The sequence below is a fragment of the Marichromatium sp. PS1 genome (assembly GCF_041155115.1).
Lineage (GTDB): Bacteria > Pseudomonadota > Gammaproteobacteria > Chromatiales > Chromatiaceae > Marichromatium > Marichromatium gracile.
In genome coordinates, this window is the sequence record NZ_BAAFHB010000001.1 from 133,104 (window position 1) to 146,407 (window position 13,304).

Below are 13,304 nucleotides of genomic sequence, written 5' to 3' on the forward strand. Positions count from 1 at the left end.
GATCATGCGATGAAGCTCTACAACCTCTTCCCCCGGCTCTGTGGCCCTCTCGATGAGTGGACGCCCCATCTCGAGCGTGCCGCCGACCTCGGCTTCGACTGGGTGTTCGTCAACCCCATCCAGAAACGCGGCCGCTCCGACAGTCTCTACTCGATCACCGACTACTTCGCCATCAGCCGCGACTTCCTCCGTCCCGGCTCGCGCACCCCGCACAAGCGTCAGGTCCGCGCCATGATCAGCGAGGCCGAGCACCTCGGCATGCGGGTGATGATCGATCTGGTGATCAACCACTGCGCGATCGACTCCAGACTGGTGCGCAATCACCCGGAGTGGTTCGTGCGCGAGGGACAGCGAGTGGCCAACGCCGCCTGCATCGAGGCCGACGGCACCCGGGTGGTGTGGGAGGATCTGGCGCAGTTCGACTGGCACAACACCAGCGATCGCGAGGGGCTGTTCGGCTACTGTCTGGAGGTGGTCGAGCACCTGATCGCGCTCGGCTTTCGCGGCTTCCGCTGCGACGCCGCCTATCAGGTCCCGGCGGCGGTCTGGCACCGACTGATCGAGCACGTCCAGCGCGATCACCCCGAGGTGGTGTTCGTCGCCGAGACCCTCGGCTGTTCGCCCGAGCAGACCCGCGAGACCGCCGCCGCGGGCTTCGACGCCATCTTCAACAGCGGCAAGTGGTGGGACCTCGCCTCGCCCTGGCTGCTCGAGCAGTACGACGCCACCCGCGCCCTGGTGCCCTCGATCGGCTTCCCCGAGAGCCACGACACCGCGCGACTCTATGCCGAGTCCGGCGGCAACCCTCACGCCCTGGAACAGCGCTATCTGTTCGCCGCGCTGTTCTCCGGCGGGGTGCTGATGCCGATCGGCTACGAGTTCGGCTTCGCCCGACGGCTCGACGTGGTCGCCACCCGGCCGACGCACTGGGAGACGCCCAACCTCGATCTCGGTGACTTCATCCGCCACGTCAACGCGATCAAGGACGCCCACCCGGTGTTCCAGGGCGAGGGGCCGGTGCGCATCATCCCGCTCGACAACCCGGCGGTGCTGTTGCTGCACAAGCGCGCCGAGGACGGCGCCGGCGAGGCGCTGATCGCACTCAACAAGGACATCGAGCAACGCCAGTGGCTGCACGTCGACGACCTCTACCGCCACCTCGAACGCCCGGCGCCGCTGCGCGACTGCTCCTTCCAGTGGGCGATGGACTATCTGCCCACACCCTTCGACTTCGAGCTGGGGCCGGGGATGGCGCGGGTACTGGTCACCGGAGACTGACCCCGTCCTCGACGTCGGGAAAGCGCCAGGTCGCCGGCCCGGTACGTTCGAGCGCGCGCAACGGGTCGTCCGGCCCCCGGCCATAGCGCAGCAGGGCGACCAGATCGGCGCTCACCCGCGGATTGGTGGTGAAGTAGCCGTGTCCGAAGAAGTCGGTGCGCCGCCCCTCGTAACTGACCAGATCGATCCGACCGAGGGTCGCAAGATAACGCTGCGCGCCCGGGCGGATGTCCTCGAGGGCGATCTGTCCCACCCGGTCGCGACTGCGGAACAGGATGCGCGAGATCAGCAGGGCGCGATCGCGCGGCGAGGCATAGACGGTCAAGCGCCCGGAGAGCAGTCGGGGCAGCGGCCGGGCGGCACGCGCGCCGAGCAGGTCGGGATCGGAGACGAAGCCGGTGATCTTCTGCGCGGCCAGATCGATATCGATGTCCGGTGACATCAGCACCAGGTTGTCGATGCGATAGCGTGCGCGCGGATCCTGCCCCTGGATCAGCGCCTCGACGACCAGCTCGCGCAACGCATCGACCAGCACCAGGGTGCCGCGACTGTGGGCGAGCAGCTGGATGCGCTCGAGCCCCGGGGTGGCGGCGAGCATGCGCAGCGTCTTCTTGAGGTGCTCGACGGCGTACTCGGCCGACTCGGTGGTGGCGGTGTAGGAGGTCAGCAGATTGCCGCTCGCCGCCGCCGGCCAGGTGAAGATGGCGCAGACCGGCTCGCGGCCGAGAAAGTGACACAGCTCGGCGGCGGTGTAGGCGGCACTGGCGAAGGTCTCGTTGAAGCCGTGGACATAGAGCAGCAGCTCCTTGCGCGGCGTGGCGGTCAGACGCACCCGCAACTGCTGCTGGAGATCGGCGCGGGCGCGGGCGAAGCGACGCAGCCCGGCCGGATCGAGACGGACCCGATCGGCGGCGTCGCGGACGATGGCATAGGGCTCCTCGGGAAAGCGCCCGAGCTCCTCGACCCGCCCCAGCTCCAGGGTCACCGGTCGGGTGCGCCGCGCCAGCAGGCTCTGGCGCAACACCCCATCGCCGTCGAGTCCGGGGCCGATCCGCACCCGCGCGCTGCCATAGACCAGCCCGCGCAACCGTCCCTCGCCATAGGGCACAGCAGCATCGGTATCGCCGCCAGCACGGTCGGTGACATAGAGCAGCTCGAGATCACGGGGGTCGCGCGGCGCGCGGGTGAACAGCACCTGCTGCATTGACGGCTGCCCTGGCGACTGCCCTGGCGACTGATAGAGCAGCGGAGTCGGCATCAACTCGCGCGCCTTGCCGGCGCAGCCGCCGGTCAGCGCCCCGACCAACAGCACCCCGACCATCGTCCGCACCATCCACATGGCTCGTCTCCGTGCTCATCGCGTCACCTCGGCCCGGCTTCGAGCATAGACCAGAACCGTGCCGCGCCCCGCCGCCAGCGCCGCCTCATGGCGCGCACACGGTTTTATCGACGCGAACAATGGGGTAGATTTCGCTACAGCAGTCATCCACGAAACGAGGACCGGGCGATGGAAGAGGCGGCGCAGCAGATCGAGCTGAAGACGGCGCGACACGTGATCGCACAGCTGCGTCTCCAGCCCACCGCCGACTGCGTGCTCGGCAGCGCGCCGGAGTGCGACGTCGAGATCCAGGGCGCCGAGGTCCGCCCCCGTCACGCCCGTCTGTTCATGCAGCGCGGCGCGCTCTTCGCCGAGCCGATCGATGGGGCACCGCTGATGGTCAATGGCCGCCCCGTGCAGGGCGCCGTCGGGGTCGGTCAGGGCGACTGGATCGCGCTCGCCGGGGTACTGGTCCAGCTCTCGACCGACACGGTCGCGCCACTGGCGCCGGCGCCCGAGAGCGCCGAGCGCATCGAGATCCTGGTCGGACGTCAGGGCGACTGCGGGCTGGTGATCGACTCGCCCCAGATCTCACGTCATCACGCCCGGGTGTCGATCGTCGACGATCAGGTCTGGCTCGAGGACCTGCGCAGCACCAACGGCACCTCGGTCAACGGCGCGCCGATCCGCAGCCCGGTCACCCTCACCCCCGGCGATCGCGTCGCCTTCGCCAGCTTCGTGTTCGTGTTCACCGGCGCCGCGCTCGAGCCGGCCGAGATCGGCAACATGGTGCGGGTCGAGGTCAACGCCCTCACCAAGGAGGTCAAGGACCGCACCACCGGCGCCCCGCGGCGCCTGCTCGACGAGATCGACCTGGTGATCGACCCCGGCGAGTTCGTGGTCATCTTCGGCACCAGCGGCTCGGGCAAGTCGACCCTGCTCGACGCCCTCAACGGTCGCCGCCCGGCCACCTCCGGGCAGGTCGCCTACAACGGCGTCGACCTCTACGGCGCCTTCGACCAGTTCCGCTCCGGTATCGGCTATGTCCCCCAGCAGGACATCGTCCATCGCAAGATCCGGGTGATCAGCGCACTCGGCTACACCGCGCGGCTGCGACTGCCGCCGGACACCTCGCGCGAGGAGATCGCCACGCTCAGCGAACGGGTGCTCGAGCGCGTCGGTCTCAGCGAGAAGGCCCAGCTCGCCGTCGACACCCCGGAGCCGCTCAGCGGCGGCCAGCTCAAGCGCGTCAGTCTCGCCGTCGAGCTGGTGGCCAACCCCAACATCCTCTTCCTCGACGAGGCCACCAGCGGGCTCGACGCCGGCACCGACAAGAAGATGATGCGGCTGTTCGCGCGCCTCGCCGCCGACGGCAAGACGGTGGTCTGCGTCACCCACTCGCTCGAGAACATCGACTGCTGCAATCTCGTCGCCCTGCTCCATCGCGGCTGTCTGGTCTATTACGGCCCGCCCGGCGAGGCGGCCGCCTACTTCGGCGTCGAGCGTCTCTCCGACGTCTACGAGCTGCTCGAGCAGGGTGAGGCCGAGCAGTGGCGCGCGCGCTATCGCGCCTCACCGCTCTACCAGACCTATATCACCGCGCGCCGCGCCGCCACCCCGGCCCCGATCGAGGCCCCGCAGCAGGCCAAGGGCGCGCGCGCCAAGCGCCCCGGCACCTCGCTGCGCGCCGGGCTGCGCCAGATGCTCACCCTCACCACCCGTTATGCCGACCTGCTGCTCTCCGACCGGCTCAACCTGCTGGTGCTGCTGCTGCAGGCGCCCCTGATCGCGCTGGTGGTGGGGGCGGTGTTCGACATCGGCGGCACCCTGCCCGAGCGCGCCGCCGCCGAGGGGCAGGTGACCTTCGTGCTGGTGCTCTCGGCGATCTGGTTCGGCTGTATCAACTCGGCGCGCGAGATCGTCAAGGAGCTGCCGGTCTATCTGCGCGAGCGCTCGGTGACGGTGCGCATCCCCGCCTACCTGACCAGCAAGCTGGTGCCGCTGGCGCTGCTCTGTCTGCTCCAGTGCGCCAGCTTCCTCGCCATCGTCACCCTGATGCTCGGCTTCGAGGGGCCCTTCCTCGAGCGTCTCGCCACCCTCTTCCTCGCCGGACTCGCGGCCACCTGCATGGGGCTGGCGGTGAGCGCCCTGGTCAACTCCAACGACAAGGCGATCGCCGCACTGCCGCTGCTGCTGATCCCGCAGTTCATCCTCTCCAACTCGGTGGTCGCGCTCTCCGGGGTGACCGAGCAGGTCGCCCGCTTCTCGGTGATCGCCTACTGGGGGCTGGACGCGATGCGCGCGACCCTCGACGAGACGCTGCGCACCCCGCTGCCGGGCAGCGAGAGGGCGTTGATCGAGGTGCAGGCGAGCTGGGACGACTCGATGCTCGCGCTCGGCGGCCTGGCGCTCGGCTTCCTCGTGCTCACCACCCTGTCTCTCAAGCTCAAGGACCGGCGACTGTGAGGCTTGGCGAACACGGATCCTGGGGTTAGAGTGAGGCACTGAACACGCAACGCATAACCCCGCACGCCCCCAGCAACGAGCGAGACGCGCCGTGGAAGACCAAGAGCTGAAGACCTGCCCCAAGTGCGGCGCCCAGAACCTGACCGCCGAGCTGCCGGGACGCGACTACCGCTGCGGCGACTGCGGACTCGAACTGGCCCACCTCGATACCACGGCGCAGGGGGTGATCCGCGGCGTCATCCGCTGGTTGCGCGAGCCCGGCGAGATCATCAACGAGCGCTACCGGGTCAACTCGGTGCTCGGCAAGGGCGGCTTCGGCGTCACCTACCTGGTCGACGACCTGCGCCTGCACGGCAAGCACCGAGCGTTGAAGGAGATCCCCGAGATCCTCTTCGACGAACACGAGACGCGCCTGCTCGGACGTCTCAGCCACCCCGCCGTTCCCGACATCACCGACCGCTTCACCGACAGCGAGATGGTCTGTCTGGTACTGGAGTTCGGCGGCGATCGCACCCTGCGCGGCGAGCAGGAGCAGCGCGGCGGGCGCATCCCGCTGTTCGTGCTGCTGCCCTGGATCAACCAGCTGTGCGCCGCGATCGGCTATCTGCACGACCAGGACCCGCCGGTGGTGCATCGCGACCTCAAGCCCGACAACATCCTGCTCGACGACAGCGGGCGGATCATGCTGATCGACTTCGGCATCGCCAAGGAGGCGGCGCCGGACACCGCCACCCGTACCCTCGGGCGCGCCGCCAGCCAGGGCTTCAGCCCCCCCGAACAGGTGCTCGGCACCGGCACCGATCAGCGCTCGGACGTCTATGCGCTCGGCGCCATCGTCTACAACCTGCTCAGCGGCAAGATGCCGGCGGCGGCCTACGAGCGGGTCACCGGCGCAACCCTGGTACCGCTGTCGCAATTCCTCCCGGAGATCCCGCCGGCGGTCGACGCCGCCGTGCTCCAGGCGCTGGAGCTCAACATCAACCAGCGCCAGCAGTCGATCGCCGAGTTCGCCGAGGTCTTCGAGCGACTGGCCGGCGGCAACGGCACCAGTTCGCCGACCGTGGCCGCCACCACCGTGCTCCCGCAATCACCCGGCGGCTTCAACCCGACCGCGGCCACGCAGACCGGTGCGCAGATCCACTCCTTACCGCTGCCGACCCATGCCACCGCCGCAACCGGCCAGGTCGGCGCCACAGCCGCGCCCCCCCCGACCAAGCAGCCGAGCCGCAGATCACCGCTGGCCCTGGTGGTCGGTCTGCTGCTGCTGGCCGGCGCTGGGGCCGGGACCTGGCTGGTGCTGGACGGGTTGCCCGGCCACGAGGACGAGGCCGCCCCGGACACCGCACAACAGGACGCCACGTCAACCAAGACAGAGGCTCAACCTGAGCCCGCCACCTCCCCGACGAGCGAGGGGTCCGCGGCAACGGCCGCTGCTGCGGCCGCAGCAGCGGCCGGCGCGGGTGCCGCGCTGGTCGCGCCCCGCAGCGAGCGCCCCACGCCACCGCCACAGACCGCCAGCATCCCCAGCGGCCCGCTGCCGAGCATCTTCTCCGATCAGCAGCCCGACGCCCCGAGCACCTCGACCCGCCGCCCCGGATCGCTGCAGGACCTCTTCGAGCAGCAGCGCGCGCCCAACCTCTCGCAGCCGGTGGTCTCGACCCCCAAGCCCGAGACCAAGGCGGCAGAGGAGCCGGCACCAGCCGTCGAGCCCAAGCCGCAACCCAGGCGCGAACCGGTGGTGGTCGCCAAGCCACCACCCGAACCGTCCAAGGCGCGGCCCCGGCCCGCGCCCAAGCCCACGCCCAAGCCAGCCCCATCGAGTGGCGGTAGCTCGGGGTGGGGATTCAAGTACAAGGGGGCGGAGCGCAGCTACTGACCTCGCCCGCCCCGGACAGGGATCGTTCGTCGCCCGCGTCGAGGGACCGGGCGGCGGCACGAGTGACGCCACGCCCGGCGTGGCGTTCGGCCCATCGTGTGATACATCGAGGAATCGCCCATGCAATCAGCTCGTCCCCGAACCACCCGCCGTCCGTGGCTGCGCCACGCGCTCCTGGCCCTCACCACCCTGATCCTCGCCCTGACCGGCAGCGGCGCCGCGCTGGCCCAGAGCGGCTACGGCTTCGCCGCACCCGGCGGTTACGGCCTCAAGATCTACCGCACCGACTATACGCTCTACCCCTTCGTCCAGGTCTATCTGCGCACCTTCGACTCGGACATGCAGCCGCTGATCAACCTCAACGAGCTCAACATCGGGCTGATGGTCAAGGGCCGTCCCTACAACCCGATGAAGCGTCAGTACGGCATCCAGTCGATCCGTCAGCGCGAGGAGGCCACCCGCAGCGTTCTGGTCATCGACGCGAGCAAGACCATGTCCGGCGCACCCTTCGAGGAGACCCTGCGCGCCGCCATCGGCCATATCGAGAGCAAGCGTCCGCAGGACGAGATCGCGGTGCTGGCGGTACGCGACACCAAGCAGGGCTACGAGCTGGTCTCGCAGTTCGAGCGTGACGAGCGGGTGCTCGCCCGGCGCATCGCCGACATCCAGCCCGACGGCATGAAGACCCGGCTCTACGACACCATCGGTGCCGGCATGCAGATGTGCGCGATGAGCGCCCAGGGCTCGGTGGCCGGCGGCAACTACGTGGTCTCCTGCTCGCTGGTGGTGTTCTCCGACGGCAAGGACGAGGGCAGCTCGATCACCCGCAACGAGCTGATGACCCGTATCTCCAACCTCAGCGTGCCGATCCCGATCTACTCGCTCGCCTATTCACGCATCGACCCGAGCCACTTCCAGAACCTCGAGGCGCTGTCGAAGAACTCCTTCGGCGTCTACTACCTGGTCGGCGAGACCACCGCACGCATGCAGCGCATCGTCGAGGAGATCCAGAACATCCTCCAGAGCGACTACGTGGTCACCTTCCGCTCCTACATCCCGGTCGACGGCGAGAGCCACAGCCTCAAGCTCGGCGTCGAGTACCCGAGCGGCAGCGGCAAGTACGTCTATGACGACACCAGCTTCGAGGCGATCCAGCCGCCGCCGATCCCGGCGATCCGCTCGGCCATCACCAAGTTCGAGCAGGCCATCCCCAAGCTCCCGGCGGGTCAGACCCCCTATTGGGATGATCCCGCAGCGGCCCCCGAAGCGGCCCCGACCATGCCCCAGTGAGGCACGCCGGTCCGGGCCGCTCGGCCCGGACGGCCCTCGACACCGAATCGACAGCATCGCGAGGAAGCAGATGATGAAAACACCATATCGTAAGGGTCTGACCGCGGCGGCGCTCGCCGCCACGGTGGCGGTCAGCGGTTGCCAGACCACCGGCGATACCCAGGATCAGGCCGCCGGCGCCGGCATCGGCGCGCTGGTCGGCGCCGGCATCGGCGCGCTGGTCACCGGCGATGCGCGCGGCGCGGCGGCGGGCGCGGCCATCGGTGGCGCGCTCGGCTGGAGCGTGGTCGCACTCAATCAGTACCAGTCGCGTCAGGTGCGCTCGAGCGCCGCCGACAGCCGGGTCTACGGTCTGAGCAAACCGGTCGAGCGCACCCAGGTCAAGATCCGCCGCGGCTCCAACTCGCCGCGTACGGTCGGCCGCGGCCAGTCGGTCGATCTGGTCACCGACTACTCGGTGATGCTGCCCCCGAGCGTCTCGCGCACCTCGGTCACCGAGAGTTGGACGCTGAAGAAGGATGGCCGCTCGGTAGCACGCCTGCCGGCGAAGACCAGCACCCGCTCCGCCGGTGGCTGGGCCGCCCAGGCCGAGATCACCATCCCCAGCGACGTGCCACCGGGGACCTATGTGATCGAGCACCGCGTCAAGGCCGGGTCGAGCTACGACACCGACGAGTCGACCTTCGTGGTGCGCGGCTGAGCGCGGCACCGACCGGACGATGCCGCTCCACTGGCTGCTCGGACTGGCGCTGTTCGGTGGGCTGTTCGGCGGCGGCGCGGACCAGGGCTGCGCCACCGCCGAGCGGACCATGCAGCGCATCGAGCGCGACTGGCCGCTGCGCGCCTCGGGCGACCCGCTGCGCCGTCACGTCCAGGCCCTCGGCGCCCGACTCGGCGCGATCGCCGGGCTCGACACCGAGGTGCGAATCCACCTGGTACGCAACCTCGAGCCGCTCGCCTTCGCCCTCGGCGGCGGCCAGTTCCTGGTCAGCGACGGTCTGATCGCACTGGTCGGCGACGAGGCCCAGCTCGCCGCGGTACTCGCCCACGAGATCTCCCACCAGCGGCTCGGTCACTTCTGCTCCGCCCCCGACTCGGCCGATCAGCGCATCGATCTCGGCGCCGTCGTCCAGCACTTCGACCTGCAGCGCGAGATCGCCGCCGACCGGGCCGCCGAGGCACTGCTCGCGCGCGCCGGGCTCGACCCCGGCGCCATGGCCGGGGTGCTCGTCTGTCTGCAACAGGGTCACGGCGCCAGCGCCCAGCTCAGCGCACGAATCGGCGCGCTCGCCCCGGCGCCACCGCCCCACCCCGAGCACGACTCGCCCGCCTTCACCAGAGTGCGCGCGCAACTCGTCGACGAACTCGACGGGCTCTGGTCGGAGAGCGGCGGCTGTCGTCCACGCTGAGCGCCGCATCACCGCTCAGCGCAACAGATCCTCGCGTCGGCGCTCGAACTCATCGTGCTCGATCTCGCCGCGCGCATAGCGCGACTCGAGGATGCGCAGCGCCTCCTCGCTGGCACATCCCTCGCGGCCGCGCCCATCGCGCCGCCCGGCACGCAGTGCCCAGACCACGCCCAGGATCACCAGGACCCAGAAGATCCAACCCAACCCACCGGGTATCCAGCCATGATGCATCGTTCGTTGCTCCAGAAGTCAGAGTTTCAGGGATTTGAGCCGCAGCGCGTTGGCGATCAGATCAAAAACTGAGGCCCACCGCGGCGGCGGCGACGATCGGCGAGCGCAGCAGGCCAAGGGCCGGATACAACACCCCAGCCGCAACCGCGACACCGAGCGCGTTGTAGACGAAGGCGAGGATCCGGATCGGCGCGGAAAGGCGCTGCAGAATCGATGGACAATGCCGCGATGACGGTGGACACGGGTCGGGTCGTGGGCAACGCTCATGCCACAGCACAGACCCGTCGCGGCATCGCTGGCAGACCGCATGACCGACCTCGGTGCTGGCCGCATGGAACGGGCGCGCCCGTGGGCGCGCCGGCCTGGGCTCAGTCGCCCTTACGCTGTGCTTCGACCAGCGCCTCGAGCAGACGTTCGATATTGGCCATGTGACGCTCCATGCGCTCCATGTGCGCCTGCTGCATCTCCCAGCGCGAGCGCATCATCGGCGGCGGCATGCCGGGGCCCATGCCCATCGCACCCGGGGACATGCCCGCGGGCGGCATCGGCCCCGGGCCTCCCATCGGCATCGGTGTGGTCGCCGGGACCGCCTCTCCCTCCTCGGCCGGCACCGGCATGGCGAACAGCAGCGCGAGAAGCGCGGCGCCGAGGATGCGCACGGCAGACACATGCGTTGCAGACATCATCTCTGACCTCCCTTGATCGGCTGGTTGCAAACCTGCAGACGAGACATGTCCTCGTCAGGGTGAGTCGGAATCTCCCGACTCACCCGCGACACTGGGCGCAGAGGGCAAGGATTCAACCAGGCGGAAGGATCAGGCGGGGAGGTGATGCTGCAACCAGAAACGATGCAGGGCCGCGACATTCTGGGCGCAGAGCAGCGGCATCGCCGCCTCGAGCTGCTCGGGTTCCCAGTCCCACCAGGCAATCTCGAGCAGCCGCTCGATCTCCTCGGCGGTGAAGCGGACCCGGATCGGACGCGCCGGATTGCCGGCGACGACGGTATAGGGCGGCACATCGCGGCTGACCAGGGCGCGGCTGGCGACGATGGCTCCGTCGCCGACCCGCACGCCGGGCATCAGCATCGCCTCGCTGCCGATCCAGACATCGTTGCCGATGACGGTGTCACCGGCCGGGACATAGCCATCGAGGGCGCCGGCGAAGGGGGTGTCGTCGCGATAGAAGAAGGGATGGGTGCTGATCCAGTCGCTGCGATGGCCCTGGTTGCCGGCCATCATGAACACCGCACCACTGCCGATCGAGCAGAAGCGCCCGATGATCAGGCGGTCGACATCGTCGCGATCGGGATCGAGATAGCGCACACACTCATCGAAGGAGTGATGGTGATAGTAGCCCGAGTAGTAGCTGTATTCGCCGACCTCGATATTGGGGTTGCTGACCTGCTCGCGCAGTGACTTGCCGGCGAAGGGGCTCTCGAAATGGTTGCGCATCCTGACGCTCCGATCCATGACGCACGCGACACGAGGTGCGTCGACTCGCTGAAACCTCCGAGTGTAACCGCCCGTCGCGCCGCGCTGCTATCATCGACGCCCAGGTCCAGCCGCAGCCAGAGCGCGTCATGATCCCCCGCCCCTTCGAATACCGCTTCACCGTCCAGCTACACGACACCGATGCCGCCGGACGCCTGTTCTTCGCCCATCTGTTTCGTCATGCACACGACGCCTACGAGGCGCTGATGCGCGAGATCGGCCAGCCGCTACCGCCGATGATCGCCGCGCAGACGCTGCTGCTGCCACTCACCCACGCCGAGGCCGACTATCTGCAACCGATGCAGCACGGCGAGCGGATCTGCGTCGAGGTCGAGGTGCTGGAGCTACGCCAGCGCGCCTTCAGCCTCGACTATCGGTTCCTCGACGCCGCCGGCCGCCTCGCCGCGCGGGCGCGCACGGTCCATGTGCAGATCGCCCTGGAGCCGGGGAGCGCGCGCAGCCTCGCCCCCGAACTGCGCGCGGCCCTCGAACCCCACCTCGCCGCCGCGCCGACCGAGTGAGGACCCGCGACGCCAGCGGCCAGCGGCCAGCGGCCAGCGGCCAGCGGCCAGCGGCCAGCGGCCAGCGAGATTGAACCGCGAAGATACCGTCTTTCCCGTCAAGCCGCAGAAGCGTAATCGGGCTGGTAGGGACGACGGTTCTTGAACACGCCGAAGCAGATGTGGGCGAGTTTCCGCATGGCGGCGCCGAGGGCGACCATCTTGGGCTTGCCGCGCGCCAGGAGGCGTTCGTAGAGGTCCTTGACGTGTGGGTTGTAGCGAATGGCGGTGACGGCGGCCATGTAGAGGGTGGCGCGTGCATGGGCAGGCCCGGCCTTGGAGAGTCTGGGGCGCCCCTGCACGGAGGTGCCCGACTGTCGCTCGACGGGCACGAGCCCGAGGTAGGCGGCGAACTGTTGGGCCGAGGTGAAGGGGCGGCTTTGCAGCAACGCCACGAAGCGCTGAGCGACCTTGAGGCCGATGGCGGGGATCGAGGTGAGGAGGTCGACGTCCTCGCGTAGCTGAGGGTGGCCGTCGAGGTGGTCGTCGATCTGTTGCTGGAGCTTGGCGAGGGCTTCTTCGAGGAAGGCGATGCTCTCGCGCACCGAGTCGCGCACCAGCGCCGGGGTGTGGGTTGCCTCGACCTTCTCCAGGCGGTTGCGCTCGCGTCGCAGGTCCTCGATGAGGGCGCGCTGACGGGCCAGCAACGCCCGCAGGGCGCGCACCTCGGGCGAGGGCGGCGTCCAGGGCGCGGGCTTGAGGAGCGCGCCGAAGCGCGCCAGCACCTTGGCATCGACCGCGTCGGTCTTGGTGCGCACCGCCAGGCCGCGCGCAAAGTCCCGGGCCTGGGCCGGGTTGACGATCGAGACCGTCAGGCCACGCCCGTGGAGCAGTTCGGCGGCCGTCTCGTGGTAAGGGCCGGTGGCCTCCAGCACCACATGGACCGCCTCCGGCCTCGCCCCCTGACGCCCCAGCCAGTCGATCAGCGCCTCCACCCCCGCGGCGGTATTGGGCACCGTCTTGGTCTTGAGCTTGACCCGCTCCTGCTCGCTCAGCTCCAGCGCGGTGTGCAGCTTCGCCTTCGAGACATCGATTCCGAGATACATCATCGTCGTCCACTCCTTGATCCTGGGCCAGTCCTCATACCCACTCGCCTTGTCCATGCAGGGTTCGCCCCTTGGATACCGTTCAGTGTCGAGACTGGCATGAGAAGAGAGATCGAGGGCTGAATCTTCGCGGCAAGGTCCAGGCCTTCAGTCGCAATCGAGCTGCCTCAATCTCGCGCGGTGGGAGCTAACCACCACGGGGTGGCAAGATACAAGACGCCAAGGTCGCGAAGCGGGAAAAGAGCAAGCTATCTTCAGCCTCCAGCGGGAAGCAGCTCCAGTCGCCAAAGCCTTGAAATTAAATAACTTTGCGCGCTTTGCGTCTTCGCGGTTCAGTCTT

12 protein-coding genes are annotated in these 13,304 nt (G+C 68.9%); 7 read left to right on the forward strand and 5 right to left on the reverse strand.

Annotated elements, in window-relative coordinates:
• Positions 1-9 precede the first annotated feature (9 nt).
• Complete coding sequence (locus tag ACAM26_RS00625) at positions 10-1,278, forward strand: alpha-amylase family glycosyl hydrolase (protein WP_123143435.1); 1,269 nt, start codon at positions 10-12, stop codon at positions 1,276-1,278.
• On the opposite strand, the gene ACAM26_RS00630 is transcribed toward ACAM26_RS00625, so the two are convergent.
• The gene (locus tag ACAM26_RS00630; RefSeq protein WP_369612931.1) at positions 1,265-2,611 is read right to left on the reverse strand and encodes an alpha/beta hydrolase; all 1,347 of its coding nucleotides are present in this window, start codon (positions 2,609-2,611) and stop codon (positions 1,265-1,267) included. The two genes, ACAM26_RS00625 and ACAM26_RS00630, sit on opposite strands and share 14 nt — an antisense overlap.
• A gap of 174 nt (positions 2,612-2,785) precedes the next feature.
• Here ACAM26_RS00630 and ACAM26_RS00635 point away from each other — a divergent pair, with 174 nt between their 5' ends.
• The 5 genes from ACAM26_RS00635 (at position 2,786) to ACAM26_RS00655 (ending at position 9,637) form a co-directional block, all read left to right on the forward strand.
• Complete coding sequence (locus ACAM26_RS00635) at positions 2,786-5,062, forward strand: FHA domain-containing protein (protein WP_369612932.1); 2,277 nt, start codon at positions 2,786-2,788, stop codon at positions 5,060-5,062.
• Between the two features lie 91 nt (positions 5,063-5,153).
• Complete coding sequence (locus ACAM26_RS00640) at positions 5,154-6,938, forward strand: protein kinase (protein ID WP_369612933.1); 1,785 nt, start codon at positions 5,154-5,156, stop codon at positions 6,936-6,938.
• A gap of 120 nt (positions 6,939-7,058) precedes the next feature.
• Complete coding sequence (locus ACAM26_RS00645; protein WP_369612934.1) at positions 7,059-8,228, forward strand: VWA domain-containing protein; 1,170 nt, start codon at positions 7,059-7,061, stop codon at positions 8,226-8,228.
• A 70-nt stretch (positions 8,229-8,298) separates the two neighbouring features.
• Positions 8,299-8,928, forward strand: a complete 630-nt coding sequence (locus tag ACAM26_RS00650; RefSeq protein ID WP_123142049.1) for a glycine zipper domain-containing protein — start codon at positions 8,299-8,301, stop codon at positions 8,926-8,928.
• Between the two features lie 19 nt (positions 8,929-8,947).
• A complete protein-coding gene (locus ACAM26_RS00655; protein ID WP_132228647.1) occupies positions 8,948-9,637 on the forward strand; it encodes a M48 family metallopeptidase in 690 nt (229 codons plus the stop codon).
• A 15-nt stretch (positions 9,638-9,652) separates the two neighbouring features.
• Here the strand turns inward: ACAM26_RS00655 and ACAM26_RS00660 are convergent, their stop codons facing one another.
• From ACAM26_RS00660 to catB, 3 genes are all read right to left on the reverse strand, one after another.
• Entirely contained in the window at positions 9,653-9,841 is a 189-nt protein-coding gene (locus ACAM26_RS00660) for an SHOCT domain-containing protein (RefSeq protein ID WP_200189243.1), read from the reverse strand.
• A gap of 395 nt (positions 9,842-10,236) precedes the next feature.
• Positions 10,237-10,554 (reverse strand): hypothetical protein, encoded by a 318-nt coding sequence (locus ACAM26_RS00665; RefSeq protein WP_148040507.1) that lies wholly within the window; start codon positions 10,552-10,554, stop codon positions 10,237-10,239.
• 129 nt (positions 10,555-10,683) lie between these two features.
• Positions 10,684-11,319 carry a type B chloramphenicol O-acetyltransferase gene (catB, locus tag ACAM26_RS00670; protein ID WP_123139950.1) on the reverse strand — a complete coding sequence of 212 codons (636 nt, stop codon included), beginning with the start codon at positions 11,317-11,319 and terminating at the stop codon, positions 10,684-10,686.
• 128 nt (positions 11,320-11,447) lie between these two features.
• On the opposite strand from catB, the gene ACAM26_RS00675 reads away from it, so the two are divergent.
• Positions 11,448-11,879, forward strand: a complete 432-nt coding sequence (locus ACAM26_RS00675; RefSeq protein ID WP_369612935.1) for an acyl-CoA thioesterase — start codon at positions 11,448-11,450, stop codon at positions 11,877-11,879.
• 98 nt (positions 11,880-11,977) lie between these two features.
• On the opposite strand, the gene ACAM26_RS00680 is transcribed toward ACAM26_RS00675, so the two are convergent.
• A complete protein-coding gene (locus tag ACAM26_RS00680) occupies positions 11,978-12,967 on the reverse strand; it encodes an IS110 family transposase (protein WP_369612936.1) in 990 nt (329 codons plus the stop codon).
• Between the last annotated feature and the right edge of the window lie 337 nt (positions 12,968-13,304).

What these genes read in the sequence shown, in the direction of transcription:
- ACAM26_RS00625 (WP_123143435.1), top strand. Translation starts at nt 10, where the DNA reads ATGAAGCTCTACAACCTCTTCCCCCGGCTCTGTGGCCCTCTCGATGAG.
- ACAM26_RS00630 (WP_369612931.1), bottom strand. Translation starts at nt 2,611, where the DNA reads ATGGTGCGGACGATGGTCGGGGTGCTGTTGGTCGGGGCGCTGACCGGC.
- ACAM26_RS00635 (WP_369612932.1), top strand. Translation starts at nt 2,786, where the DNA reads ATGGAAGAGGCGGCGCAGCAGATCGAGCTGAAGACGGCGCGACACGTG.
- ACAM26_RS00645 (WP_369612934.1), top strand. Translation starts at nt 7,059, where the DNA reads ATGCAATCAGCTCGTCCCCGAACCACCCGCCGTCCGTGGCTGCGCCAC.
- ACAM26_RS00650 (WP_123142049.1), top strand. Translation starts at nt 8,299, where the DNA reads ATGATGAAAACACCATATCGTAAGGGTCTGACCGCGGCGGCGCTCGCC.
- ACAM26_RS00655 (WP_132228647.1), top strand. Translation starts at nt 8,948, where the DNA reads ATGCCGCTCCACTGGCTGCTCGGACTGGCGCTGTTCGGTGGGCTGTTC.
- ACAM26_RS00665 (WP_148040507.1), bottom strand. Translation starts at nt 10,554, where the DNA reads ATGATGTCTGCAACGCATGTGTCTGCCGTGCGCATCCTCGGCGCCGCG.
- catB (WP_123139950.1), bottom strand. Translation starts at nt 11,319, where the DNA reads ATGCGCAACCATTTCGAGAGCCCCTTCGCCGGCAAGTCACTGCGCGAG.
- ACAM26_RS00675 (WP_369612935.1), top strand. Translation starts at nt 11,448, where the DNA reads ATGATCCCCCGCCCCTTCGAATACCGCTTCACCGTCCAGCTACACGAC.
- ACAM26_RS00680 (WP_369612936.1), bottom strand. Translation starts at nt 12,967, where the DNA reads ATGATGTATCTCGGAATCGATGTCTCGAAGGCGAAGCTGCACACCGCG.